The sequence below is a fragment of the Lachnoclostridium sp. Marseille-P6806 genome (genome assembly GCF_964238185.1).
Classification (GTDB): domain Bacteria; phylum Bacillota; class Clostridia; order Lachnospirales; family Lachnospiraceae; genus Brotaphodocola.
The window spans coordinates 335,565-360,971 of sequence record NZ_CAXSLG010000003.1 but is presented as its reverse complement, the minus strand read 5'-3'; the positions used below and the strand labels follow the sequence as shown (position 1 = coordinate 360,971).

At 47.9% G+C, this 25,407-nt stretch carries 23 protein-coding genes and 5 tRNA genes; 26 read left to right on the top strand and 2 right to left on the bottom strand.

The genetic code is table 11. The features are described 5' to 3' along the window. The first annotated feature begins 7 nt into the window (after positions 1–7). The 20 genes from yabQ to ACESON_RS05695 all read left to right on the top strand — a co-directional run bounded on the left by yabQ (position 8) and on the right by ACESON_RS05695 (position 19,462). Positions 8–340 carry a spore cortex biosynthesis protein YabQ gene (yabQ, locus tag ACESON_RS05790; RefSeq protein WP_177958854.1) on the top strand — a complete coding sequence of 111 codons (333 nt, stop codon included), beginning with the start codon at positions 8–10 and terminating at the stop codon, positions 338–340. A gap of 33 nt (positions 341–373) precedes the next feature. After that, the gene (locus ACESON_RS05785; RefSeq protein ID WP_177958858.1) at positions 374–697 is read left to right on the top strand and encodes a septum formation initiator family protein; all 324 of its coding nucleotides are present in this window, start codon (positions 374–376) and stop codon (positions 695–697) included. A 50-nt stretch (positions 698–747) separates the two neighbouring features. Beyond that, positions 748–2,160 (top strand): SpoIIE family protein phosphatase, encoded by a 1,413-nt coding sequence (locus ACESON_RS05780; protein ID WP_373108870.1) that lies wholly within the window; start codon positions 748–750, stop codon positions 2,158–2,160. A gap of 136 nt (positions 2,161–2,296) precedes the next feature. Then, positions 2,297–3,835 (top strand): tRNA lysidine(34) synthetase TilS, encoded by a 1,539-nt coding sequence (gene tilS, locus ACESON_RS05775; RefSeq protein ID WP_373108827.1) that lies wholly within the window; start codon positions 2,297–2,299, stop codon positions 3,833–3,835. Then, positions 3,825–4,349 carry a hypoxanthine phosphoribosyltransferase gene (gene hpt, locus ACESON_RS05770; protein WP_177958855.1) on the top strand — a complete coding sequence of 175 codons (525 nt, stop codon included), beginning with the start codon at positions 3,825–3,827 and terminating at the stop codon, positions 4,347–4,349. The genes tilS and hpt overlap by 11 nt, the downstream gene beginning before the upstream one ends. A gap of 12 nt (positions 4,350–4,361) precedes the next feature. Then, positions 4,362–6,194: an ATP-dependent zinc metalloprotease FtsH gene (gene ftsH, locus ACESON_RS05765; protein ID WP_177958856.1), complete on the top strand. Its 1,833-nt coding sequence runs from the start codon at positions 4,362–4,364 to the stop codon at positions 6,192–6,194. Between the two features lie 334 nt (positions 6,195–6,528). After that, entirely contained in the window at positions 6,529–8,628 is a 2,100-nt protein-coding gene (locus ACESON_RS05760) for a glycoside hydrolase family 13 protein (RefSeq protein ID WP_373108868.1), read from the top strand. 103 nt (positions 8,629–8,731) lie between these two features. Then, positions 8,732–8,813, top strand: a tRNA-Tyr gene (locus ACESON_RS05755). Between the two features lie 4 nt (positions 8,814–8,817). Continuing rightward, a tRNA-Leu gene (locus tag ACESON_RS05750) sits at positions 8,818–8,903 on the top strand. A 19-nt stretch (positions 8,904–8,922) separates the two neighbouring features. Then, a tRNA-Phe gene (locus tag ACESON_RS05745) sits at positions 8,923–8,995 on the top strand. Between the two features lie 57 nt (positions 8,996–9,052). After that, positions 9,053–9,123: transfer RNA gene (locus tag ACESON_RS05740), tRNA-Gly, on the top strand. A 269-nt stretch (positions 9,124–9,392) separates the two neighbouring features. Next, entirely contained in the window at positions 9,393–10,502 is a 1,110-nt protein-coding gene (locus tag ACESON_RS05735; protein WP_373108826.1) for a hypothetical protein, read from the top strand. 226 nt (positions 10,503–10,728) lie between these two features. Beyond that, positions 10,729–10,801 (top strand) — tRNA-Gly (locus ACESON_RS05730). Between the two features lie 279 nt (positions 10,802–11,080). Then, positions 11,081–11,821, top strand: a complete 741-nt coding sequence (locus ACESON_RS05725; RefSeq protein ID WP_177958445.1) for a response regulator — start codon at positions 11,081–11,083, stop codon at positions 11,819–11,821. Positions 11,822–11,903: 82 nt separating this feature from the next. After that, complete coding sequence (locus ACESON_RS05720) at positions 11,904–13,184, top strand: GHKL domain-containing protein (protein ID WP_177958446.1); 1,281 nt, start codon at positions 11,904–11,906, stop codon at positions 13,182–13,184. A gap of 12 nt (positions 13,185–13,196) precedes the next feature. Beyond that, positions 13,197–14,474 carry a GHKL domain-containing protein gene (locus ACESON_RS05715; RefSeq protein ID WP_373108825.1) on the top strand — a complete coding sequence of 426 codons (1,278 nt, stop codon included), beginning with the start codon at positions 13,197–13,199 and terminating at the stop codon, positions 14,472–14,474. A gap of 50 nt (positions 14,475–14,524) precedes the next feature. Beyond that, complete coding sequence (locus ACESON_RS05710) at positions 14,525–15,556, top strand: leucine-rich repeat protein (protein ID WP_373108824.1); 1,032 nt, start codon at positions 14,525–14,527, stop codon at positions 15,554–15,556. A 52-nt stretch (positions 15,557–15,608) separates the two neighbouring features. After that, positions 15,609–16,958: a VWA-like domain-containing protein gene (locus ACESON_RS05705; RefSeq protein WP_373108823.1), complete on the top strand. Its 1,350-nt coding sequence runs from the start codon at positions 15,609–15,611 to the stop codon at positions 16,956–16,958. A 13-nt stretch (positions 16,959–16,971) separates the two neighbouring features. Beyond that, entirely contained in the window at positions 16,972–18,471 is a 1,500-nt protein-coding gene (locus tag ACESON_RS05700; RefSeq protein ID WP_373108822.1) for an AAA family ATPase, read from the top strand. Positions 18,472–18,553: 82 nt separating this feature from the next. After that, on the top strand, positions 18,554–19,462 hold the full coding sequence (locus tag ACESON_RS05695) for a mechanosensitive ion channel family protein (RefSeq protein WP_373108821.1): 909 nt from the start codon (positions 18,554–18,556) through the stop codon (positions 19,460–19,462). On the opposite strand, the gene ACESON_RS05690 is transcribed toward ACESON_RS05695, so the two are convergent. Beyond that, positions 19,419–20,714, bottom strand: a complete 1,296-nt coding sequence (locus ACESON_RS05690; protein WP_373108820.1) for a hypothetical protein — start codon at positions 20,712–20,714, stop codon at positions 19,419–19,421. The two genes, ACESON_RS05695 and ACESON_RS05690, sit on opposite strands and share 44 nt — an antisense overlap. Before the next feature lie 73 nt (positions 20,715–20,787). Then, on the bottom strand, positions 20,788–21,624 hold the full coding sequence (locus tag ACESON_RS05685; RefSeq protein ID WP_177958452.1) for a Dam family site-specific DNA-(adenine-N6)-methyltransferase: 837 nt from the start codon (positions 21,622–21,624) through the stop codon (positions 20,788–20,790). A 386-nt stretch (positions 21,625–22,010) separates the two neighbouring features. Here ACESON_RS05685 and ACESON_RS05680 point away from each other — a divergent pair, with 386 nt between their 5' ends. The 6 genes from ACESON_RS05680 to ACESON_RS05655 all read left to right on the top strand — a co-directional run bounded on the left by ACESON_RS05680 (position 22,011) and on the right by ACESON_RS05655 (position 25,271). Next, on the top strand, positions 22,011–23,627 hold the full coding sequence (locus tag ACESON_RS05680) for a GGDEF domain-containing protein (protein WP_373108818.1): 1,617 nt from the start codon (positions 22,011–22,013) through the stop codon (positions 23,625–23,627). Positions 23,628–23,853: 226 nt separating this feature from the next. Continuing rightward, positions 23,854–23,994, top strand: a complete 141-nt coding sequence (locus ACESON_RS05675) for a hypothetical protein (protein WP_373108817.1) — start codon at positions 23,854–23,856, stop codon at positions 23,992–23,994. Continuing rightward, on the top strand, positions 23,981–24,220 hold the full coding sequence (locus ACESON_RS05670) for a DUF3791 domain-containing protein (RefSeq protein WP_373108816.1): 240 nt from the start codon (positions 23,981–23,983) through the stop codon (positions 24,218–24,220). Before ACESON_RS05675 ends, ACESON_RS05670 begins: the two co-directional genes overlap by 14 nt. Next, the gene (locus ACESON_RS05665) at positions 24,217–24,687 is read left to right on the top strand and encodes a DUF3990 domain-containing protein (RefSeq protein WP_373108814.1); all 471 of its coding nucleotides are present in this window, start codon (positions 24,217–24,219) and stop codon (positions 24,685–24,687) included. Before ACESON_RS05670 ends, ACESON_RS05665 begins: the two co-directional genes overlap by 4 nt. Further along, positions 24,684–24,908: a DUF3791 domain-containing protein gene (locus ACESON_RS05660; RefSeq protein ID WP_373108813.1), complete on the top strand. Its 225-nt coding sequence runs from the start codon at positions 24,684–24,686 to the stop codon at positions 24,906–24,908. Before ACESON_RS05665 ends, ACESON_RS05660 begins: the two co-directional genes overlap by 4 nt. A 15-nt stretch (positions 24,909–24,923) precedes the next feature. After that, positions 24,924–25,271 (top strand): VOC family protein, encoded by a 348-nt coding sequence (locus ACESON_RS05655; RefSeq protein ID WP_373108812.1) that lies wholly within the window; start codon positions 24,924–24,926, stop codon positions 25,269–25,271. Positions 25,272–25,407 lie beyond the last annotated feature (136 nt).

The following is a 25,407-nucleotide window of genomic DNA, read 5'->3' as shown; positions in this document are numbered from 1 at the left end:
GTGAAGCATGAGTCCCAGTATTCAGACAGAGGCAAGGCTGATTTTAGTCAGCGCAGCAGCCGGAGCAGGGCTGATGGCAGTTTATGACTGTCTGAGGATTTTTCGTCTTCTGGTACGCCACAGCTGGCTGTGGGTAGGGCTGGAGGATTTTTTATACTGGATTTTTGCAGGCTTTGCCACCTTTTATCTTCTTTACAGGGAGAATGACGGAGGCCTGCGTTTTTGCGTAATTGGAGGAGTGTTGGCTGCAATGATTGCATATGACCGGGTTTTCAGCGCAAATTTTATGAAGCTATTGAAAAAGGCTGGGAGATGGATTAAAATAAAACGTAAGAGGTAACAGGGCAACGAGGATTTAAGGCTGGTGATTAGTATGAGAGGACGCGGAAACACCCGGAGAAAGAAAAGGGATCGATGGGGCAACCGGATGGCCATTGTGGGAATCACCGTGGTGGTGGCCAGCCTGGCGGTTGTAGTGAATTTGAAAAGCACCTCTATGAGGAAGAAGGAGCTGGAGTATCAAATCCGCGAGGAGGCTCTGGAGAAGCAGAAGACCGAGGAGGAAAATCGGGCCAGAGAGCTGGAGGAGTACCGGGTGTATGTACAGACAAAGCAGTACATAGAGGAAATCGCCAAACAGAAGCTGGGACTGGTGAATCCTGATGAGATTCTGTTAAAGCCGGCGCCAAAAGAATAAGGACAGGCATAGAATCCCCTTCCGCCGCATATAATGTGGCTTAGGAGGGGATTTTTGTGTGGAAACGGACAAGACGCCGCGATATGGCGGATGTGAATGTATATACAGCAGGACGTCTCAGTGAGATGGCCCGTTCACTGGGGCTTTTAGCCAGATCCTGCACGGACAGTCTGGAAGAGGAAAACGGGCTTACCAGGGAGGATGCGCTGGCAGCCATGCAGATGGCGGGGGCTCTGGTGTGCGGGGGCTGCAGCCGGTGCAATCTGTACCGAGACAGTGAAAAAGAGGACAGCTATTATATCTATTATCTGCTTCGGGCTTTTGAACAGAAGGGGCGGGTTGAGGACGAGGACATGCCCAGGCTGTTTTTGGAAACCTGCCGTCAGAAGGATGATTATATGATGCATCTAAACAGAAATCTGGGCAGAGCGACTATGAATCTGGAATGGAAGAACCGATTTCTGGAAAGCCGTGATACAGTGATGGTACAGTTTCGGGAACTGGCTCTCATACTGGATGAGTTTGCTCATCAGATGGAGCAGGCCACAGATATTACTGAGAGAAGAGCTGCTGCGGTCACACGGACATTTCGGCTTCACCGGGCCGTGGTGGAAAATATGCTGGTGCTGGAATATGAAAACAGGCGCAGGGAGGCTTACCTTACGGTTCGGATGCTGGGCGGCAAATGTATGACTGCCAGAGATGCGGCGGAGCTGTTTGGACAGGCTATGGGAAGCGGAACCTGGTATGCGCCTGCGGATACGAGGAATCTGATTACCCGGCAGCTTGGAACGATTCGATTTGTTGAAACAGGACAGTATCGGATGGTCTGCGGAGCTGCCCGTCTGCCAAGAGAAGGAGAGCGCGTGTCTGGAGATAATTATACCTTTATAAATTTGCCAGGACAGGCAGTATTGAGCCTTTCAGATGGTCTGGGAAGCGGAGAAACGGCATGCCGGGAAAGCGGTCGTGTGGTGGAGCTGACCCAACAGCTTCTGGAAGCCGGCTTTTCTGCCAGATCAGCGCTGAAAATGGTGAATACCATTCTGCTTCTGACAGGAGCCCAGCAGCATCCGGCTACGATGGATCTGTGTTGTGTGGATCTGCATACAGGGGTTCTGGAAGCAATGAAAATGGGGGCTGTCGCAGCTTTTCTGCTTCATGAAGGGAGTGCGGACATTCTGGAGGCCGGTCAGGTGCCGGTTGGTGTGATTGGTCAGGCAGAGCCGCTGCTTTTGTCAAAAAAGCTGTGGGACGGGGATCGGATTGTTATGATGACAGATGGTGTGCTGGATTCCTGGCCTGGAGAAGACAAGGAAAAAGCGGTGAAGGAGTATCTGGAGGGGATGATACTGAAAGGCCCGCAGGAGATGGCAGAGGAAATGCTTCAGTTTGCCTGCCAGTGGGGAGATGGCCCAAAGGATGACATGACGATTCTGACAGCGGGAATCTGGAAGAGGTAAAAGGGTCTTTACTTTGCGGTCAGTGTGGGCTATAGTGGAAATAGAAAAGACAGAGGACAAGCGCCCGGCGCCTCTTGTCCGCTGTAAGCGGGCAGGAAGGTGCATGGCTGAACGGTTATGAATAATGGAGAGATACATGCAGAAATCAATGATAATGGAAATCAGGTCTTATATGGAGGCTTATAAAATGCTGAGGCCGGGAGACAGGGTAATTGCAGCAGTGTCAGGAGGGGCAGATTCAGTTTGCCTGCTGTGGGCACTGCAGAAAATTGCTTCGGAGTTCCCGGCATTTCTGCGTGTGGTTCACGTACACCATGGACTGCGGGGGGCAGAGGCTGACCGGGACGAACGGTTTGTGGAGGAATTGTGCCGGAAACTTGGAATTCCTTTTCAGACTGTGCGCTGCAATGCGGCAGAATATGCCAGAGACCATGGAATGTCTACAGAGGAGGCCGGGCGTGTGCTGCGTTATGAGGCGCTGGAGCAGGCTGCGGAATGTTGGGAGAAAGAGACTGGCGCTGTTTCTGACTGTCCGGTGAAAATCGCAGTGGCTCATCACAGGGAGGACAGTGCAGAGACGGTTCTTCATAATCTTCTGCGGGGCAGCGGATTGCGGGGGCTGTCGGGGATCCGCCCGGTACAGGGACGGTTGATTCGCCCCCTGCTTTCTGTGAGCAGGGAGGAGATCTGCGCATGGCTGGAAGCAGAGGGAGTTTCCTGGTGCGAGGATTCAACCAACCAGTCAGAGGAGTATACCCGCAATGTTATCCGGCGCAGGATTCTTCCGTTGATGAGAGAAACAGTGAATCAAAGGGCAGAGGAAAACATTCTTCGGGCGGCGGATATTATGGCTCAGGCGGATCGGTATCTGGAGCAGCAGGCAGAACGGGTCTGGGAAGAGGGCGGACGACAGGAGCCAGAAAACAGACATGCAGAGCTGGAAAACAGATGTGCAGATCCGGAGAGCAGGCAGAATCCGGAAGGCAGTTGTTCCCAGATTTTTGCGGAAATAGACGGCAAGCTGTTTCTTCAGCAGGAGGAGATTATCCAGACCTACCTTCTCAGAAGAATGCTGGATGTGACAGCGCCGGGCTGGAAGGATATTACCAGCCGCCATTTTGCAGCCCTGGCAGCTCTGGCCCGCAATCAGGCAGGAAGCAGGCTGGATCTGCCCTGTGGTCTGGCAGCAGAAAAAACTTATGAGACTCTTCGCATTTTCAGAAAGAATACGAATGAAAAAAACGCAGAGAAAGGGAAGCGGATTTCCTTAGAAAGAAGATATATCACAGCAGACGGGACGTTGTGCCTGGAACTGGAAATTCCTGAAGAACGTATTCAGATTTGTACGCTTTCCAGGGAAAAAGCAGGAGAAATTCCCAAAAACCAGTATACGAAATGGTTTGATTATGATAAGATTAAAAATATGCTTTCTTACAGGCACCGGCGTCCAGGGGATTTTCTTACCTTGGGAGGCGGCGGAAAAAAGACCGTGGCCCGCTGTATGATTGATGACAAGATTCCCCGCGGTGAGAGAGAGCAGATTCCTGTGCTGGCTGAAGGAAATCACGTACTTTGGGTGGTGGGAGGCCGTATCAGTGAATATTATAAAATAACAGACCAGACAAAAACCATTTTACAGGTCACATATAATGGAGGAGAAGAACATGGCAGATAAAATCAGAGTATTGTTGTCAGAAGATGAAGTAAACAAACGAATCAGCGAGGTTGCCGCACAGATCAGCCGGGATTATCAGGGAAAAGAGATTCACCTGATCTGTATTTTAAAGGGCGGTGTATTTTTTACCTGTGAATTGGCGAAAAGACTGGAGCTTCCGGTTACTCTGGACTTCATGTCTGTATCCAGCTATGGCAATGACACCAAATCTAGTGGAGTGGTTCGTATCGTAAAGGATCTGGATGAGCCGCTGGCAGGAAAGGACGTGCTGATTGTAGAGGATATTATTGACTCTGGACGGACCCTGTCCTATCTGATTGAGGTATTGAAGCAGAGAGGGCCTGAAAGCATTCGTCTGTGTACGCTTCTGGATAAGCCGGAGCGCCGCGTGAAAAAACAGGTGACTGTAGACTACACCTGCTTTACGATTCCGGATGAATTTGTAGTAGGATACGGCCTGGATTATGCCCAGAAATACCGCAACCTGCCGTATATTGGAGTTGTGGAGCAGTAAGGAGGAAAGTAAGTGAAACAGCAGACCTATTTTCGCAGCAGCTGGTTATTTATTCTGCTGCTGTTTGGAATGTTTGCCTGGATGCTTTATACATCCGGCGGAAGACAAAATGAGCTGAGCAGCCAGCAGTTCCAGGAGGTTCTGGAGCAGAACGAGATTATGGCGGCAGAGATTAAGCAGAATGAGCAGGCGCCTACCGGAGTGATTCGGATGATGTTAAATGACGGTAATTACTACGAAGTTAATGTGCCGGATGTAAGATCTGCCCAGGAACTTTTGGATGAAAAGGGCGTTGATTATGTTACCAGAGATGTACCGCGGGTCAATTACTGGATCAGCCTGGCGCTGCCGGTGATTATGATGGTAGGAACCGTGCTGGTTCTGGTGTTTATGATGAATATGAGGGCGGCCGGAGGCGGCGGAGCCAATGCCAAGATGATGAATTTTGGAAAGAGCCGCGCCCGGATGACTCATACCAGCAATATCAATTTTAAGAATGTAGCTGGCCTGATGGAGGAGAAGGAGGATCTGGAGGAGATGGTAGATTTCCTGCGGAATCCTCAGAAATATACCAGCGTAGGCGCCCGGATTCCCAAGGGTGTCATTTTAGTGGGCCCTCCCGGAACAGGTAAAACCCTTCTTGCCAAGGCGGTTGCAGGAGAGGCAGGCGTACCTTTCTTCTCTATTTCTGGTTCTGATTTTGTGGAAATGTTTGTGGGTGTGGGTGCGTCCCGTGTCCGCGATCTGTTTGAGGATGCTAAGAAAAATGCTCCCTGTATTGTATTTATCGATGAGATTGACGCCGTAGCGCGCCGCAGAGGAAGCGGAATGGGCGGCGGCCATGATGAGAGAGAACAGACCTTAAACCAGCTTCTGGTAGAGATGGACGGCTTTGGTGTAAATGAGGGAATCATTGTTATGGCGGCTACAAACCGGGTGGATATTCTGGATCCGGCGATTCTTAGGCCAGGCCGTTTTGACCGGAAGGTAATGGTAGGACGGCCGGATGTGAAGGGCCGTCAGGAAATTTTGCAGGTTCATTCCAAGTCCAAGCCCTTAGGCGAGGATGTGGATCTTCTGCGGGTGGCAAAGACTACGTCAGGCTTTACCGGCGCAGATCTGGAAAATCTGCTGAATGAGGCAGCGATTCTGGCTGCCAAGGAAAACAGAAGCTTTATCCGCCAGTCTGATATTGATCGTTCCTTTGTTAAGGTGGGAATCGGCGCGGAGAAGAAGAGCCGTGTGATTTCTGAGAAGGAAAAGAAAATTACGGCATACCATGAGGCCGGCCATGCAATTTTATTCCATGTTCTGCCGGATGTGGGACCGGTGCATACGGTTTCTATTATCCCTACAGGAGTTGGCGCAGCCGGATATACCATGCCGCTGCCTGGGGAAGATGAGATGTTTAATACCAAGGGAAAAATGCTCCAGGATATTATGGTATCTCTGGGCGGCCGAATTGCCGAGGAGATTATTTTCGATGATGTGACAACCGGTGCGTCTCAGGATATTAAGCAGGCAACCAAGATTGCCCGGGCGATGGTAACCCGTTACGGAATGTCTGAACAGATGGGTATGATTGATTACGGCGATGATGATGAGGTATTTATTGGCCGTGACTTTGGACACACCAAGGGATATGGCGAGGAGGTAGCATCCATGATAGACCGCGAGGTGAAGCGGATTATTGACGACTGCTACAAAGAGGCCAGAGCAATCATCGAACAGCACAGAGATGTGCTGGAACGCTGCTGCAGCCTACTGATGGAAAAAGAAAAAATTGGGCAGGAGGAGTTTGAAGGTCTGTTTGCAGAGGCAGAAGGGGAAGCGAAAGAGTGTTGAGTTTATGCGGAGTGCAGGAAAATTTCACAGAAATTTTATATATGAAATACCGTTCCGTCATTCTGCATAAAAAATAAAATGAAATTTATGGAAGTTTGTGCACACTTATTTTCATCTTTATGGTACTATAATTAACGTAAACCCCCCAATACATTATATAGTTTTTGCTACACCCCATAAGAAACGAAATACCTTCTCCTGAAAGAGCCGACTGCCCCGTCGGCTCTTTCTCTTTTTCATGTCATAGGAAAGTGCGTTCTGTGAAAAAACAGTTGTATCTTGTCAGGGGATGGGATAAAATAACAGTAATGACGCAGAGGGAGTATTGTAGATGATGCCAGAACAACAGATGGAAAGACTGAATAAGCGGGCGCTGTTCGCAGACGAGACTCTGGACTACCGGATACCGGAAGAGCCGGATGAAGGAGACAGTGTAGTCCTCCGGTTCCGTACAGGAAAAGATAATACGGATCATGTGTATTGTATTTCGGATGAGGGAAAAATGCAGATGAAAAAAACCTCATCCGATTCTTTGTTTGATTATTATGAAATTCAGATAACAGCAGGGGAGAACCCCCTTTATTATTATTTTCAGGCAGAAAAGGATGGTCAGGTCTGCTTTTATGACAGACTGGGAACGGATGCGGATCCCAAAGGAAGTCATGCCTTCTGCATTACTCCGGGCTTTCATACGCCGGAGTGGGCCAAGGGTGCGGTTATGTATCAGATTTACATTGACCGCTTCTGCAATGGAGATCCGGACAATGATGTGACGGATGACGAATATATTTATATTGGATGTCCGGTGCAGCAGGTGAAAGACTGGAATGCCGGCCCGGAGGCAATGGATGTGGGAAAATTTTACGGAGGAGATCTGCAGGGTGTCTGGGATAAGCTGGATTATCTGCAGTATCTGGGGATTGAGGTGATTTATTTCAATCCACTTTTTGTGTCCCCATCGAATCACAAGTATGACAGCCAGGATTATGAGCATATTGATCCGCACTTTGGTGTGATTGTCCGTGATGGAGGACAGGCTGTTCCCCAGGGAGCTGTATCTAATGAGGATGCGTCCCGTTACAGACTCCGCAGCGCAGCGCCGGAAAATCTTACAGCCAGCGACGCGTTTTTTGCAGAATTTGTGGAAGAGCTTCACCGGCGGGGAATGCGGGTGATCATAGACGGTGTGTTTAATCACTGTGGTTCTTTTAATAAATGGCTGGATCGGGAAAAGATTTATGAGAAAATGGGCGGCTATGAAACAGGGGCATACGTCAGCGAGGACAGCCCTTACCGCAGCTTTTTCCGGTTTAATGATGAGACAGCATGGCCGGACAATGATTCTTATGACGGCTGGTGGGGCCATGATACTCTTCCTAAGCTGAATTATGAGGAATCTGACCAGTTATATGACTATGTAATGTCCATTGCCCGCAAATGGGTGTCTCCGCCCTTTAACGTGGACGGATGGCGGCTGGATGTGGCGGCAGATTTGGGCCATAGCAGCGAGTATAACCACAAATTCTGGAGAGATTTCCGGAAGAATGTGAAAGAGGCCAATCCAGAGGCAATCATTTTGGCAGAGCATTACGGAGATCCGGGAAGCTGGCTTGCCGGGGATCAGTGGGATACGGTGATGAATTATGATGCTTTTATGGAGCCGCTTACCTGGTTTCTTACGGGAATGGAAAAGCATAGCGATGAGTATAATGGAATTCTGTTCGGGGATGGAGTAAGCTTTTTCCGTTCGATGAATTATCATATGGCGAGAATGAAAACGCCGTCTCTTCTTACGGCAATGAATCAGCTTTCCAATCATGATCACAGCCGTTTTCTGACCAGAACCAACCAGACGGTGGGACGTCTGGCTACCGCCGGAGCGAAGAAAGCAGAAGAGGGCATTCATTACGGTGTGTTTCGGGAAGCAGTGATGGTACAGATGACCTGGCCGGGTGCTCCTACTCTTTATTATGGCGATGAGGCAGGCGTGTGCGGCTGGACGGATCCGGATAATCGGAGAACCTATCCCTGGGGCCATGAGAATTTTGAACTGATAGAATTTTATAGCTACATGATCCGGATCCATAAGGGAATGCCGGCTCTTCGGCGGGGCTCGATAAAACAGCTTCTGGCTGATCGCCAGCTGATTGCCTACGGACGGATTCGCGGAAAGAACAAATGTGTCGTAGCAGTCAATAACCGCAACAACAGACGCGAGATTCAGCTTCCGGTATGGGAACTGGGAATTACGGATGAGGAAAAAATCATGCGCGTCATGCTGACGGAAGAAAAGGGATACAATGCGGGATTTCTGGAATATTATGCCAGAGATGGCATTCTGGCTTTGGAAATGCCTGCTCACAGCAGCATTTTGCTGGTGGCTGGAGTGGACGAGGCAGGAACAGGATCGGATGAAAAAAACAGAGCAGAATAATAAAATAACAGGAATGTTTGAAAAATAAAAAAAGTATTTGAAAAAACGTCTTGATTTTTTATCCATGCTGTGATAAGATAACTCTGCTTGTTAAAGCCGGTATGGGCGGGTTCCCGAGTGGCCAAAGGGGGCAGACTGTAAATCTGTTAGCAGTGCTTTCGATGGTTCGAATCCATCTCCGCCCATTTCGCCGCAGTGGCGGAACTGGCAGACGCACAGGACTTAAAATCCTGCGGGACTAATCTCCCGTGCCGGTTCGATTCCGGCCTGCGGCATTGTGGTTTTGACAAACGGGCCTTGGTAGCTCAGTTGGTAGAGCAGAGGACTGAAAATCCTCGTGTCACTGGTTCGATTCCGGTCCAAGGCATTGAGAAAGGCGGAATGTCTGTAAAGATATTTGAGATACAGCGTTTCTCATAAGTATGCGGGTGTAGTTCAATGGTAGAACACCAGCCTTCCAAGCTGGATACGTGGGTTCGATTCCCATCACCCGCTCTTTTTATTTGTATATGAAAGACGGAAGTCCTGTTTAAGCAGGACTTTTTTTATGTCATAGGAAAGTTCATCCTATGACATAAAAACGCTCCGCGGGGATCGCCATGGGTTGGAAGAGAATTGGGCTGATGAGACGACCCGCCGCAGGCGGAGAAGCTCGTGAGCAAGCAAAGAAAATCAATAAAGCTTGAAAATAATTATGATTGATCCGATAGGAAATATAGTGTATACTAAAAACTGCATAAATTTTTCGTTAAAGGAGACAGTATATGAAAAAAAGAAATCTGGCAGTGGCTGCGGCAGTTCTGGCAGGCACAGTGGTTTTAACAGCATGCGGCGGCGGACAGAAGGCAGAAACAACTGCAGCAGCAACAACAGCTGCGGCAGCAGAGACAACTGCTGAGGAGACAACTGCAGCAGAGACAGCTGCTGAAGAAACCACAGAGGCAGAGGAAAAGACAGAAGGCACAGCAGAGCTGAGAATTGGCCAGGTTGAGGCAGCTGCTCATGGTGACAAGTGCTTTGCTATTGTGACAGCAGTTATTGACAGCAACGACACCATTGTAGCGTCCTATATTGATGAATATCAGTTCCTGTCTACCAATGAGACCGGTGTTCCCAACAGCGAGAGCTTTGCAGAGAGCGGAGCTGTGGCAGCAGACAAGGTTCTGGCATCTAAGAGAGTAAATGATGCCTACTATTCTGAGATGATGAAAAAAGCAGGTTCCACCAAGAATATTGCAGCGAACTTTGATGAGATTCAGAATTATGCAGACGGCAAGACCATTGCAGAGCTGGAGGAGCTTTCTGGAAAGACTCCGGAGGAAGTAGTAGATGCTGTGTCCAGCGCGACTCTGGTAGATACTCAGGGCTATGTGGCGGCAATTGTTGATGCAGCAAAGGCAGCCCAGGAAAATGACGCAGTGGTTTATGAGGGTGATGTGGACAGCCTGAGCCTGAAGCGCATTGAGGCAGCTGCTCATGGAGACAAGTGCTTTACAGTTGCAGCAGCACTGACAGATGGAACAAATGTAGTACTTTCTTACCTGGATGAGTATCAGTTCCTGACAACAAATGAAGTAGGCGTTCCCAATAGCGAAAGCTTTGCAGAGAGCGGCGCAGTAGCAGAGGGCAAGGTTCTGGCATCTAAAAGAGTAAACGATGCCTATTATTCTGAGATGATGAAGAAGGCAGGCTCCACTAAGAATATTGCAGAGAATTTTGACGGGATTCAGAGCTTTGTAAACGGTAAGGCTATTGAAGAACTGGAGGCTTTCTCTGGAAAGACCCCGGAAGAAGTGGTAGATGCCGTGTCCAGTGCAACTCTGGTAGATACTCAGGGCTACATTGCAGCAATTGTTGAGGCTGCAAAGCAGTAAGAGAATAGTCTGACAGGACTTAAGCGATTTTTGGTCAGGCGGTTTGATGCGGAAGGAAAGACGCATTCAGGCAGCCTGGCCAGAAATTGAAAAATGGAAGGGAGAAGGTAGATAAGCCATAAGCTAATTAAACTAAATATTAAATAAAAAGCGCTTGCAAATAATCAGAATCTGTGTTATTATAAATAGCGTCCGGAGATTCAATAAACAACGGATAAAACATAATGCGCGAGTGGCTCAGTTGGTGGAGTACGACCTTGCCAAGGTCGGGGTCGCGGGTTCGAGTCCCGTCTCGCGCTCTTTTTATTATCAAAATACAGATTTCTGTTTCAGGAGTCTGTATTTTTTTATTTCATAGGAACAAATTACGTCCTATGAAATAAAAACACTCTGCGGGGATCGCCATGCGGCGGTAGAGAATTTCGTCGCAGAAGCGATCCGCCGCAGGCGGAGAAGCTTGCGGGCGGGGAAACAGACAGAATCTGCTCCGATTGCAAATATAGAGATGCAATGGTACAATAGAGTGAAATGGGGAGAATACGAGCATATTAACACAGTTTTGGAGAAGGGACAGACTTATGCTAAAGATTATCGTGTGTGATGATGACGAACGCGACTTAAATCAGATTACAGAATTGGTTGATGAGTATCGCAGTACCCATCAGGAACAGCCGTTTTCTGTAGAGCGGGTTGATACAGCATCTGAGCTGGTAGCACAGTTGGAACGGGGAAAACGGTATGATATTTATATTCTGGATATTATCATGGATGAGCAGGATGGAATCAGTCTGGGGCAGACAATCCGCAAATACAGCCTGCGCAGTGCGATTGTCTATGTGACCGGATCGCCGGAATACGCTATGGGAGCGTTCGATGTATTTGCAAGCGGATATTTGTTAAAGCCGGTAGAGCCGCAGAAATTTACAGAATGCATGGATCGGATTGTATCTCAGCTGCGTCCTAAAAAAGAGGATATTTATACCTTTAAGGGACGCAATGGAATTGTGAGCATTGAACTGGAGCAGTTGATTGCGGTGGAGAATGTAGCTCGGGTTATGCATTTTTATATGGAACAGGGAAAGGTGTATGAAAGTGTATATATTCGTAAACCGTTTGAGCAGGAGCTGGATCGGCTTCTTCGGGACAGCCGCTTCATTCAGCCGCACAAATCCTTTGTAGTGAATATGGATCATGTAGAAAAAATGATGGCTCATGATTTTCTGATGTCAGATGGAAGTATTATTCCAATCAGCAGAAACAGTCTGTCTCAAACAAAGCGGGGATATCTGGAGTTCCTTTCCAGAATGGATCGCAGATAGGAAAGAGCATGGGACATTTACAGGACAGCCGGAAGCGGATTTTCCGTTCCGGCCTTTCTGGTTTATGGGGGAAGAATGAAACATGGAAATCAGGCATTTTATTATAAGCTGCATTGCCCATATTTTCCTCGGCTTTTTTTTGATGATTTTTTCTGCGAGGAGATATTCTCTGAAGAAGACTGGGAGTATTCTTCTGGGAACCGTAATCCTTCTGATAGCAGTGGAGATCGCGGCGCTTCCGTGGGACAGTAATAAGGGTTTTTTTTTCCTGATGGCGGGACTGCGGATTCTTGCAGCTCAGGGGGTGGCTCTGTATCTTTCAGAATACAGAGATTCCAGAGGCATATTTACAGGAGTCCTGTCCAGCATGTGTCTGCTGGCGGGGATGATGATTCCGGAGTATCTGGGAGCAGCTGTGGGATATCCGGTCTGGATTCCGTTTCTGGGAATTCCCATTCATCTGAGTATCCTGTTTTTACTGTGGCATTTTTTTGTGCCGGTTTACCGGGAAAACCAGAGAGCTTCGAAGAGCGGCTGGGGAAAAAGCTGTGTGGCTACAGCAGGCTTTTACTTCGCAGCATGGGGAATCGGGGTGGTTATGTATGGAACATCCCGGGCAGCGGAGGCTTTCTGGGCAGTGGTGTTTGTTATTTTAACAGTATACAGCCTTTATGTCATAATGTTCTGGATGGTGTGGCGTCTTCATAAGGAACGTCAGGCTATGAAATCAGGAGAACTGCTGGAACGGGGAATCCGGGCTTTGAAATACGAGCTTCAGGAGCTGCACGAAACGGAAAACAGAATCGCAGTTCACGTTCATGACAGAAGACATCTTATCCGCCTGATGCAGCAGCTGATGGCAGATGGAGACTATGAGCAGGTGAAGCAGGTCTTAAATCAGATGAAGCAGATGACAGAGCTGACGGCAGGAAACAGACGATGTGCCAATCCGGCTATCAACGGAATTATGGCGTCCTATGAGGCTGAGGCAAAGGACCTGGGAATTCGGACGGATCTGCGCATTGAGTTTTCAGATGAACTGAAGCTGGATGACTGGGATGCGGCTGCTATCACAGGGGGATTGATGGCCAATGCCATCCGAATGTGCAGAGAACTGGAGAATCCGGAGAAGCGCTGGATGAATGTGAGGCTGTGGGGAAGAAAGAATATGCTGGGAATAGAGGTTTCCTGCAGCTGCAGAAATGATATCCGGCTTCATCCGGAAACAGGGCTTCCTGTCACGAAGAGAGGAGTGGATTATGGAAGCGGTCTTCAAAGCGCGGCTTATTATGCAGAAAGAAATAGAGCAGATTTTCAGTGCAGGCGGGAAAATGAAACCTTTCTGGCCCGGATTGTGTTGTAGAGGAGGACGGCGATGGCAGAGTATCGTTTGATCACATTCTGTCTGGCGAATGTATTTCTGGGGATCTATATGGCTCTTTTTTTAAAGAGAAGATTCAGCTGGAAAATAACCATAGCTGCGTTGAGTTTTATGGAGCTGGGGCTCTGGTTTTTTGAGTATATGCGATATATAAACGGAACAGGGGAGCATTGTTATGAAAATGTTCTGATAGGAAGGCTGCCGGTGATAGTTGTGGGAATTTTTCTGTCAGAATATTGGGATGCAAGAGGTGTTTTTACGGCGCTGGCCGGAGTGTTTTATGGAAATCTGGGGGGACTTGTAGTTCGAACCGTTTACTGTCTCAATCATTCCCTGAGTCTGGGAATTACAGCTGTGGTAATTTTTCATGTACTGCTTCTGGTGATTTTGTGCTGCCATTTTCGTCCGGCCTACTGGAAAGCTCAGGAGGTGTATCGGAAGGAATGGGGACTTTTCAGTTTAATTCTTATCATGTTTATTACAGGGAATTATCTGATGCTTGGTGCTATGCGGGGACTGCCCATAGCCTGTATCCGCAATGTAGTTCCGCTTTTATATTTGCTGAATGTATTTGGAATGATTGTAATGGCCTTCCGGGTGCTGGATCGCCTGGAACGGGAGCAGAGCCGGGAGCAGGCTGTGCGGGTGTTAGAGGCAAGCGGTCAGATTCTGAAGCAGGAAACAGAGGAAATTCAGCGGGTGGAGCGGCGGATTACGCAGTTTAACCTGGATAACCGCCAGTTTATTGCCAAAGCGGAAGCGTTGATGGAGACAGGCTGTTATGAACAGATGGATCAGCTTCTGGCGCAGATGCAGGAGCTGCCTGCCAGACTTTCTGTAAAGCGCTATTGCCAGAATCTTCCAATCAGCGGTGTGATTTCCTACTATGTCAGAATGGCCAGAAAAAACTGGATTCATGTAACTGTAAAGGCAGAGATTCCGGAAAATATCGGGGAATATGAGTGGGAAATCGCAGTGATGCTGGGCAATCTTCTGGACAATGCAGTGCGGGCCTGTACTGAGGTGGAAAAATGGGGAAGCAGAAAGCTGACCATTAAGGTACAGCAGATCCGCAGACAGATTATCTTTGAGATCCGAAATACTTATGCAGGAAGAATTCAATTTGATTCAGAGACAGGGCTTCCTTTGTCCCAGCGGGGAGAAGGACACGGACTGGGCATGGGAAGCGTTGCTTCCTGTGTAGAGAAATGGGGCGGAATTCTGGACTGCGGGGAAGAAAATGGTTGGTTTTTTGTTCGGATTCTGATATAAAATAGATGTAAGCTGCATAAAAAGGCTGCAGAGGACAGAAAGGCAGGAAGATGGAAATTTCTTACCGGATTGTAAAAGAAACGGTTTGTATTGATAAAATAGAAAATCCCGGGACTGTTGTGGTAGTCCCGGAGGAAGTGGAGGGGCGTCCGGTAACTGAACTGGGCGCTTATGTGCTTTCAGGGAGCAGCGTGGAGGAGGTTTATCTCCCGTCTCATCTGGTGAAAATCGGTGCTTACGGGTTTTACGGCTGTGAGGAGCTGAGGCGGCTTCATGCTTACGGTCGCCTTACGGATCTGGGAACCGGACTGTTTGCCGGGGTTCAGGGCGTAGAACATCTGGAATTTACAGAATTTGCAGGAGAACGATCCGGCTTTAAGGAGCTTTTGTCAGAACTTCGTCAGACTCTCCGGGTAACGCTTTGGAGGAGGGAGGCAGATGGAAAAATCACCCAGGCGCGGCTTATTTTTCCGGAGTATTATGAGGAGTCTGTGGAAAATACACCAGCCCGCGTTTTGTTTATTGAAACCCATGGCTGCGGTCATCGGTACCGTTACTGTTTTGTAAACCGTCAGTTTCAGTTTCGAGGCTATGATGAGCTGTTTCCTCATGTGAAGGTACAGGAATCAGAAGAGCTGGTGACAGAGCTGGCGTTGGGACGTCTTCTATATCCTGTGGAGCTGACACCTCGCTTTGAAGCTATGTACCGGGAATATGTAAAAGAGCACTGGAATGCGGCAGGGCGGCTTTTGATTGAAGCGGACAGTCCTCAGAAAGGGCGGAGAGCCAGTCTGGAGCCGGGGCGGCTGCCATGGCTGGTAACAGAAATTCTGGAGAGGGCAGGAGACGGTGAAGAGTCGGGTCCAGCGGAAGAGGGAAAAAATCAGCTGACGGATCGGATAGAAGCACTGATTGCTCTGGCCAGAGAGGCAGAGGATACGGAGATGGTCAGCTGGCTGATGGATTACCGGCATGAACGGAAAGACGAAAAGCAGATTGGTGAGGTCGGCAGAGAAAATGCCGGGGGACAGGCGGCAGAGGATGGTTCTAAGGGCCGTCGGCGCAGAAGATTTGAACTGTAAACCAGCATGAAAGCTGCAGCAGAGAGAAATCATAAAGGACGGAGGCAAATATATGATCGATCCTACAAGACACAGGCAGCTCCAGGAGCTGGATGTAGTGGGACTGTGTACGCGGATTCTTCAGAATTCCAGAAATGAATTATATTTGAATATGCGCTATCTGGATCTTTCACTCAGCAGCCTTGGCTTTGAGATGGATCCGGCCTGTCGGGGGCTGGGAACAGATGGCTTTGTGATCTATTATCATGGAGAATATCTCTGTGATTTGTACCGGAGAGGCCGGGTGCTCGTGAATCGGGCATATCTTCACATGGTACTTCACTGTCTGTTTTGCCATATGGATACCATGGGCAGGCGGGATGGCAGGATGTGGAATCTGGCCTGTGATATTGCGGCGGAATCTGTGATAGACGGTCTTTATCTAAAATGCGTTCATATACAGACACCGCCCTTTCGGATGGACTGGTACGGGCGTCTGAGGCAGCGTCTGCAGGTTCTGAACGCAGAAGGCGTGTATAAGGCCCTGGAAGAAATGAAGCTGACAGAACGGCAGCTGGAGCGTCTGGAGGCGGAATTTCTGGTGGATGATCATCAGTACTGGCAGCTTCCGCCAGATGCGCCGAAAACAGGTGTTGTGCGGCAGAACCAGTGGAGCAATAACCGGGAGAAGCTTCAGACTGAAATGGAGACCATGGGAAACCGGCAGGATGAGGACACAAAAAGCCTTCTGGAGCAGGTGCAGGTGGAAAACAGAAGCCGCTATGATTATCGCAGATTTCTGCAGAAATTTTCTGTACTGCGGGAAGAAATGCTGGTGGATGAGGATTCCTTTGATTATGTGTTTTATACCTATGGTCTTTCCCTGTACGGAAACATGCCGCTGGTAGAGCCGTTGGAATCAAAGGAGGTCAGCCGGATTGAGGATTTTGTTCTGGTGATTGACACCTCCATGTCCTGTTCTGGAGATCTGGTTCGGCGGTTTCTGGAGGAAACCTACAGTGTGCTGTGTCAGTCAGACAGCTATTTTAAAAAGACCAATATTCATATTATCCAATGTGATGATCAGGTGCAGCAGGACAGAAGGATCACCTGCCGTCAGGAGATGGAAGCGTATATGCAGGAGTTTTCGATTATCGGACAGGGCGGAACGGATTTCCGTCCGGCCTTTGAGTATGTAAATCAGATGCTTGGTCGGGGTGAGTTTCACCGGCTGAAAGGACTTTTGTATTTTACGGATGGAGAGGGGATTTATCCGGTAAAGCGTCCTGTGTATGATACTGCTTTTGTGTTTGTGAAGGAGCAGTATACGGACATTTCCGTCCCGGCCTGGGCCATGAAGGTAATTCTGGAGCCGGAACAGCTGTTGGAGATGAAACAGGAGAAACCTATAGAGATAGAATAGCAGGAGAAAAGAAATGAACATTAAACGTGCAAAGCAGGAAATAAAGGATACCATAGAGGCTTATCTGAAAAAGGATGAGTTTGGCTCCTATGTCATTGGATCCGTCCGGCAAAGACCTGTATTGTTGATTGGTCCGCCGGGAGTAGGAAAAACACAGATTATGGAGCAGATTTCCCAGGAATGCGGAATCGGTCTGGTGGCCTATACCATTACTCATCACACAAGGCAAAGCGCCATCGGTCTTCCTTTTATTGAGAAGAAAGAGTATGGAGGCAGAGAGTATGCAGTAACAGAATATACCATGAGTGAGATTGTGGCGGCTGTTTATAATAAAATCCAGCAGACTGGGCTGGCTGAGGGCATTCTGTTTATAGATGAGATTAACTGTGTATCAGAAACCCTTGCTCCGACCATGCTCCAGTTCCTTCAGGGAAAGACCTTCGGCAATCACCGGATTCCGAAGGGCTGGATCATCGTAGCTGCAGGAAATCCGCCGGAATACAATAAGTCTGTACGGGATTTTGATATTGTAACCCTGGATCGTATCCGCAGAATTGATGTGGAGCCGGATTTTGACGTCTGGAAGGAATATGCAGTAAAGGCAGACATTCATCCGGCAGTGCGGGAATATCTGAATATCCGCCGGCAGAACTTCTGTCAGATTGAAACAACGGTAGATGGGCGGCTTTTTGTCACGCCCCGGGGCTGGGAGGATCTTTCTCAGCTGATTCAGGTGTATGAGGAACTGGGGAAAAAGGCAGACCGGGAGCTGATCCAGGAATATATCCAGTTCCCCAAAATTGCCAAGGATTTTGCCAATTATCTGGAGCTTCATTATAAGTATAAAAATGATTATCAGGTAGAGCGGATTCTGGAGGGAGAAATTTCCGAAGCAGCAGTGGAAAAGCTGGAGCGGGCGGCCTTTGACGAGCGGATCAGTGTGGTAGGGCTTCTTCTCTCCGGACTGAATGAGGAGTTTCGCCAGGTAAGCCGGATGGGGCGGATTATGGCTATGCGGATGGAATGGATGAAGGAGCTGCACAAAAGCGGAGCTTTTGAAGGAAATGGCATTGAGGCCTTTGCAGCCATGACGGCAGAGTTTCAGGAGCAAATGGAGACGCGCCTGGAGCAGGGGCTGATTTCCAGAATGGAATACCGTACCCGGCGGGCGGTGCTGGCGTATTTTGAGGAGGATCTGCAAAAGCTTCGTGCCGGAGATTTTGCAGATGGGATGCAGGTATGGGAAGCTCTGCGGAAAAATTTCGGGCAGGACAGTGATCGATATGAGGATATGGCAGAGGCTGCCGGAGAAAAATTAGAACATGCCTTTGATTTTATGGAGGCGGCCTTTGGGGGAAGCCAGGAAATGGTTTTGTTTGTAACGGAGCTGAATACGGGCTTCTACAGTATTGAGTTTCTGCAGGAATATGATTGTGAACGGTATTATCAGTATAATAAAAACCTGCTGTTCTCCAGAGAAGAGGAGCTGTTGGGGAAGGTTTTGGGACAGTAATGTGGAGAAAACAGAGAGCATGTGGAAAACACAAGGCAGCCGCCTGCTCTTTGTGGAAAACGAGAAGGGATAAGATATCAATATGAATGGATTGAGAACAGGAATCTGGTATCGGACGCTTCCCAGGCTGGATACGGAAGCGATGATGAACACAATGAAGGGCTGGGGCCCGGGAATCCTTGATTTTATAGTAAGACTTTTGATTGCCCTGCTGATTCTTTTTATTGCCAGCCGGATTGTGAAGATTATCAGCCGTATTATGAACAATGCCATGGAGCGGGCGTCCCTGGATGTGAATGTGATGCGGATGCTTACCACCTTGACCGAGGTGGCGATTTATACGCTGGCTGTATTTATTGCAGCTGACAATATGGGCATTCCTTCTGCATCGATTATTGCCCTGTTAGGTTCCGCAGGCCTTGCAATCGGTCTGGCGCTGCAGGAAAGCCTGAAAAATGTGGCAGGAAGTCTGATGATTATGATCAGCCGTCCCTTTGTTATAGGAGAATATATTATTTTTGGAGATATTGAGGGAACAGTTGTCAGTGTAGGACTGATTTATACAACACTGCTTACCGTAGATAATAAAAAGGTCACGATTCCCAATGGCAGCATTTCCAATGGAGTGGTAGTTAATGTAACCGGTCAGGAAAAACGGAGAGTCGATCTGGAAGTAGGGATTGGATATACCTCTGATATGAAGCTGGCCAAGGAGATTATGTACCGTCTGTTTGAAAATAATCCGCTGGTACTGAAGGAGGATGGGATCACAGCCTATGTAGGAAATCTGGGAGACAGCTCCGTGACTGTGGGAATCCGGGGCTGGACAAAAACAGCGGATTACTGGACTGTGCGCTGGGAGATGATTGAGCGCATTAAGGAGGAATTTGACAAGAACGGAATTGAAATTCCGTTTAACCAGGTAGATGTGAATGTGAGAGGGGCTTTCACCCCTCTGCAAGAGACAGCATCCAGTGAATCCAACCGCTGACAGTGGAGGAACGGCGTTTGTAGGTGCTCATGCTTTCTACCTTGTAAAGGCCGGACTGCTTCATGACAGAAACAATGGCTGAGGCGTCCGGCATGATGCCGGTTTCCAGATACAGGCGAAAGGTTTCCCGGAAAGGCCGATGCTTTAAAATGGCTTCGCAGAGAGCCAGCTGACGTTGGCGGTAGCCCAGGTTCATCATTTTTCTTCCCAGAGGAGTGAGGAAGTAGACAGGCCGGCGTCCGTCTCCGTAGCGGCGGTCAAGAAGACCGAGATACCGGGCTGCGTCGGTGTAGTAGCTGGTCTGCCGGATATCGAAGGCATATTGTTCTGTTACCTGATCCTGACTCAGCTCCTGGGCGGAGAGAAGCTCGCACAGGTTAATGATTCGTTTCATGCTGTTTGCCTGAGGAAAGGAAATCTCCGGTTCCGGAACCGTATTTGTCCTCTGGAGTACCTCCTTTAAATCCTGAAGACTGATGGCAGTATCTTCTATGGAATAGTTTTTTTGTTTAACGAGAATCAGGGAATTGTAAGATTCCGGATTTTCAAATTTATATTCGTACAGGCTGAAAATTCCGTTGGAATAGACGAGAAAGATCGGCCTGATTTTTTTTGTCATCCGGCCAGACCAGGTACGGAATGGATAGTACAGCTGGCGGATCAGAAAATCCTCGGAAAGATCCCGCTTTGCCTCCAGAAGAGAGAGGCTGAAGGCGCTTTCAAAGGCAGCATCAATTTCAATCTGTGAATTATTGACAGAGACAGGAACAGGGAGCTGGGTTATACGGTTTTGAATATGAAAATCAAACTGTCCGGAACCCATCCGTCCGGAAACGGTAGGTAAAAGCCCATCCTCCTCCAGAAAATCTGCCAGCATTCCAGATGCCAGGGCGCAGTTGATGGCGATGGCTTCGCTGGGGATGTGATTGGCATTCAGGCTTTGAAGCCCGGAGGGGAGAGACAGATGGATAATGGAAGAAACCGGTTCCGGAAATGACTGATAGGCGTCAAAATGGGAAATGACATAATCGCCTCGGGAAATGGGAAGAATCGCCAGCTGATGCTCAGAAAAAATCTGCGGCAGATTGATCCGGTGATCGAATTTGGCCATAAGCCGCGGTTCCCGGTATTCTTTGATCTGCGCCGCAGAAATCACGAACTTTCCCTCCTGACGGATGTGGGAAAGAATATCATATTTTTCAAACAGAGCCTCCCAGGCCCGATCGTTCTGGCCTTTTGCTTTTTCACTCATGGGCTTACTCCTAAGCTGCAGAACCTGGAAAGTCCGGCTTACTGCCAGACCTGGCCCTGTGCAGCCTTTTCTTTTATTTGTAGTTTCTTACAACCACCTCGTCTACCTGTCCCCGCTTGGCTGCGTTGGAGTTGATGGCGCGTTTGGCCTTAACAATGGTGATATCATAGGCGGCATATTGTTCCCGGATAAAGTCTGTGGCTGAGTTGGAAAGCATAAACCGGATTCCCCGGCGATTCAGCTCATCACAGCATTCCCGAAGGCGAATCTGCTCCGGACGCCCAAAGCCGCCTTTGGCGTAGCCAGTGAAGTTGGCGGTATCAGAAACAGGGTCATAGGGCGGATCCAGATAGACAAAGGTTCCTTTTTTTACACTGGAAAGAACCTCGGCATAGTCCATGCTGGTAAAGGTCAGGCTGGCCTTCTGAAAGTAGGAGCTGACAGCCCGCAGGGTCGGCTCATTGATAATATTCGGATTTTTGTAATGACCGAAAGGCGTGTTGAACTGTCCGGCATTGTTTACCCGGAAAAGCCCGTTGTAACAGGTTTTGTTTAAATAAATAATCCGGGCGGCCCGATCCACAGGGCTGAGCTGCTGGTATTTTTCCCGATCCCGATCCCAGTCTCGAACCTGATAAAAGTGTTCCGCCTCATTGGGGTGGGTTCCAAGGGCTTCAATCAGCTCGTCTACGTTGTCGCGGATGACCTCGTACATCTGAATCAGCTCGGAGTTAATGTCATTCACATGGGCCGTGTTGGGCTGCAGCTGAAATAAAACGGCGCCGCCTCCTAAAAAAGGTTCGCAGTAGGAGGAGACCCGTTTTGGAAACAGCGGTGTTAAATCATCTAAAAGCTGGCGTTTCCCGCCAACCCACTTTACAACAGGCGCAACAAGACGATTTTTTCGCATAATTTGCACCCTCTCTTTCTAAGCATATTTTAACGGTAAAAATTCAGGACGGCGGGAGAGCTGGCAGAAAAATCCGTGTCAAGCTTGCTTGTAAGCGGATTTTTCAGTCAGAACTCACATCGGAGGAATCTCCGATGCTTCTTGTTCGGCTTTGCCGGACAAGAAGATGCCACGTCCTGTATAGTCACATTTAACGGCAGAAATTCAGGACGGCGGAAAAACGATGTGCCGTCCTGAACCTTTGCATTTCACCCATACATTTTATCACAAGTCCGGAACAGCTTCAATAGAAAGAAGCGGCATTAGGGAAAGAAAGAGTTTATTGTATGTTCTGAGAAAATAAGGTAAAATATTAGAAAAGGAAATGTCGTCAGAAAGGATTTCATGTGGACAGATATAAAAAAATTATTATTATTACTGGGATAATCGGGGCAGTTCTTATTTGTTGGGGTTTTTTGTATTCCCAGGCGGATCGATATGGCTTGGATGTGCCGGGAACCCGGCAGATTTTTCCGGAAAAGGTATGGAGGGGAGAGAACAGGACGATTACATACGAATTTGGTTTTGATTTTTCAAGAGATGCCGGACGGTGTCTGCATTTTGTTTCTGATCGGCAGACCGTAAAGGTTTACCAGAACGGGGGGCTGATACATTCTCTGGATAATGGAACTACGGCAGTGGGAAGGGTTCCTGGGAAGTTTTTTCATTTTGTAAAACTTTCCCAGGCCGAGAGCCAGGTTCTGGTTGAGATTCAGTATCATTATTACCATGATGAGAATGTTTCTCCTGTATTCTGGTTAGGGGATCGGCAGCAGATGTTTAAGGAGCGGCTGATTCATGCTCTGCCTGCGGCGGTTATTTATTTTCTGACTTTTGTGATTGGCGTAATGGTGCTTTTGTTTTGGGGGATTGTCCGCAGAGAGTTAAAAAACAGCCGGGAAAGCTTTTATTTTTCTGCACTGCTGATTGTGGTCGGGCTGTGGTTTATCAGGGGAAGTGAGCTGGTCAATCTTCTGGCCTCTAATCACATTGCCCTGTCTTATGCGGGATATCTTCTGTTTCTACAGATTCCAATTCTGTGTTTCTGTTTTTCCATTTACTATTGGGATATGAAGATAAAGCTTTGGTGGGAGAATTTGTATTTTTTCCTGTGTCTGCTGAATATGGCTGTCAGCGTTGGGCTTCACGTGAACGGAATCCGGGAGTTCAAGGAAACGGTGTTTACAACGCATCTTCTTTTGCTGGCTGCATTTGGAACGATGTTTGCAGGGATGTTTTTTTATTTTAGAAAGCATGGGGCTGATTATAAAGTAAAGGCTACTTTTTTTCCTACCATGATTATCCTGGTTTCTACAGCCTGGGATTTTTGGGGATTTTATCACAATACTCTGGATACTTACAGGGCTGGCGGTCTGGCAAGCCTGCTGTTTGTGGGCTGTGTTTCCTGGAGTGTTATTTACGATCTTTCCATACAGCTGAAGGAGGGACAGGAAAATGCAATTTACAAAAGACTGGCGGTGACGGATTTGCTGACAGGCCTGTATAACCGAAATGCTTATGAACGCTGGGAGCAGAGCTGTCAGGGGATGCTAGGGGAGATTGGGCTTGCGGTGTGTGATTTGAATAATCTCAAATATTATAATGACACATTTGGACATGAAGTCGGAGATCGCTATATTGTGGATGCTGCCGGTCTGATTCAGGAAGCTTGCGGCAGGGAGGGAACCTGTTACCGCATTGGCGGTGATGAATTTCTGGTTGTATGGGAAAGAAAGCCAGACTCTTTTCCATATGCAATGGAACAGTGTCTGAAAAAGCTGGATTTGATGCAGCAGGATTATAATCGGAATTCAGAGTATATCTGTATGCAGATTGCCTGTGGATATGCTGCGGCAGAACCGGGGGATACCCGGGTGGGAGATATGATTAAACGGGCGGACGGTATGATGTACTGCCATAAAAAGCAGCTGAAAGGGTTTGCAGAAAATTCACAAAGAAATTAGCACGTACCTCTTGATAATGGAAGTTGATTTTTGTCCTGTCTTGTGTATAATGGAAAAATAATTACCGTTCTGGCAGGTGGCAAAATGAGTCTAGATTTTGCAAATCACATTAAAGGTAGGAAAACCGCTAAAGCGTATCGAGATAATCCAGAGTATGTAGATGGGGATGGTAATATTCTTAAAAATTGTGAGCTTACTAGCCCTTCAACAGCAGCTCAGTTTGTGAATGGGCAAAGCACAGATGGTTATACTATTGGGAAGTGTTATTATAATCATAGAAGAAATTCTCGCAGGAGAATCGAAGAATGTAGAGTTCAAAGAGAACCTGCTTATCGTAAAAGGAGGGCTTGCGTATGATGACGGATGAAAAAATCAAAAATTCCAATGAACTGGAGTTTGCTGTATTTTGCATTGAAAATGTAGCGGCAAAGCTGGGTGTGGATGCAGAGCGTGTTTATCAGGCATTTACCGGACAGAGTGATATTTTGAACGGCTACATCGTGCCGGAATATGAAGTGCTGCATACCCAGAGCCGGGAATATATCGTTGATGACCTCCTTGATGTGATGAAAGAAAGGGGTGTGGAAGTATGATTCTCTATCATGGTTCTTTCTTAGAGATTGCTAAGCCAGATTTAGCTCATTCCCGCCCCAATGTGGACTTCGGGCGTGGCTTCTATGTCACGCCGCTATATGAACAGGCTGCAAAGTGGTGCGGCAAGTTCAAACGTCGTGGGAAAGACGGTATTATTTCCCGGTATGAATACGATGAAAGTCGGGAAGTTGAACTGAAAACGCTGAAATTCGATTCTTATTCCGAAGAATGGCTGGACTTTATTTTGAACTGCCGTAGCGGGAAAGATTCGACCGATTACGACCTGGTTGTGGGCGGTGTTGCCAATGATAAGGTGTTCAATACTGTGGAGCTGTTCTTTGACGGGCTGATTGATAAGACGGAAGCTATCAACCGCCTGCGTTATGAAAAGCCGAATCTGCAAATATGTTTCCGCACAGAGAAAGCACTGTCTCTGTTGCATTTTGAAGGGAGTGAAACACTATGACAGCGAATCCGATTTTGCTTCAGAAAAAATATAGCCGTGTTATTGAATGCTTTGCGAAGCAGCAGGGACTCTCGCTGGATGAGGCATTGGATTTCTTTTATCATTCCCAGGTTTATCAGCTGATCCGTGACGGTGTTTCTGATATGCACTGCATGAGCGATGCGTATTTGGCAGAGGAACTGAAACAGGAATATGAGGAGAAAGTGCCTGAAATGCGGTAGTAAAGGAGAAAGAAAATGGCAAAAATAGATCATGCGGCAATTCGCACAACATCTTATGAGGAGGCACAGAAATTTTTTGAAGATGTATTTGAAATGCATATGTGGAGAGAAACTGGGGAAAAGCCAGAACGCAAGTGCTGGTATAAAGAAGGAATCCAGCTCTGTGAAACAGAAGCAATTAATACAGGCGTAGAGAATGGCTACGATCATATTTCAATTGCGGTAGAATCTGAGTCAGAGATCATGGAGAGGATTAAGGCTTATCCGGTGAAGGCAATCAATGATCATTGGTTTTTACTTCCCGGTGGAACAAAGATCGAATTAAAATCTTTGGCAAACTGGAAAGTGAATGATGTAGAATAACCGCAATAAAGGAAAGCAAGTGAAAAATCCCTGTGAAGCCCATAAAATCAAGGCTTCACAAAATCTTCACAAAATAATTAGCACTCACCTCTTGACATGGCTAACAACATGTGTTATATTTCGTATAGAACAAGGA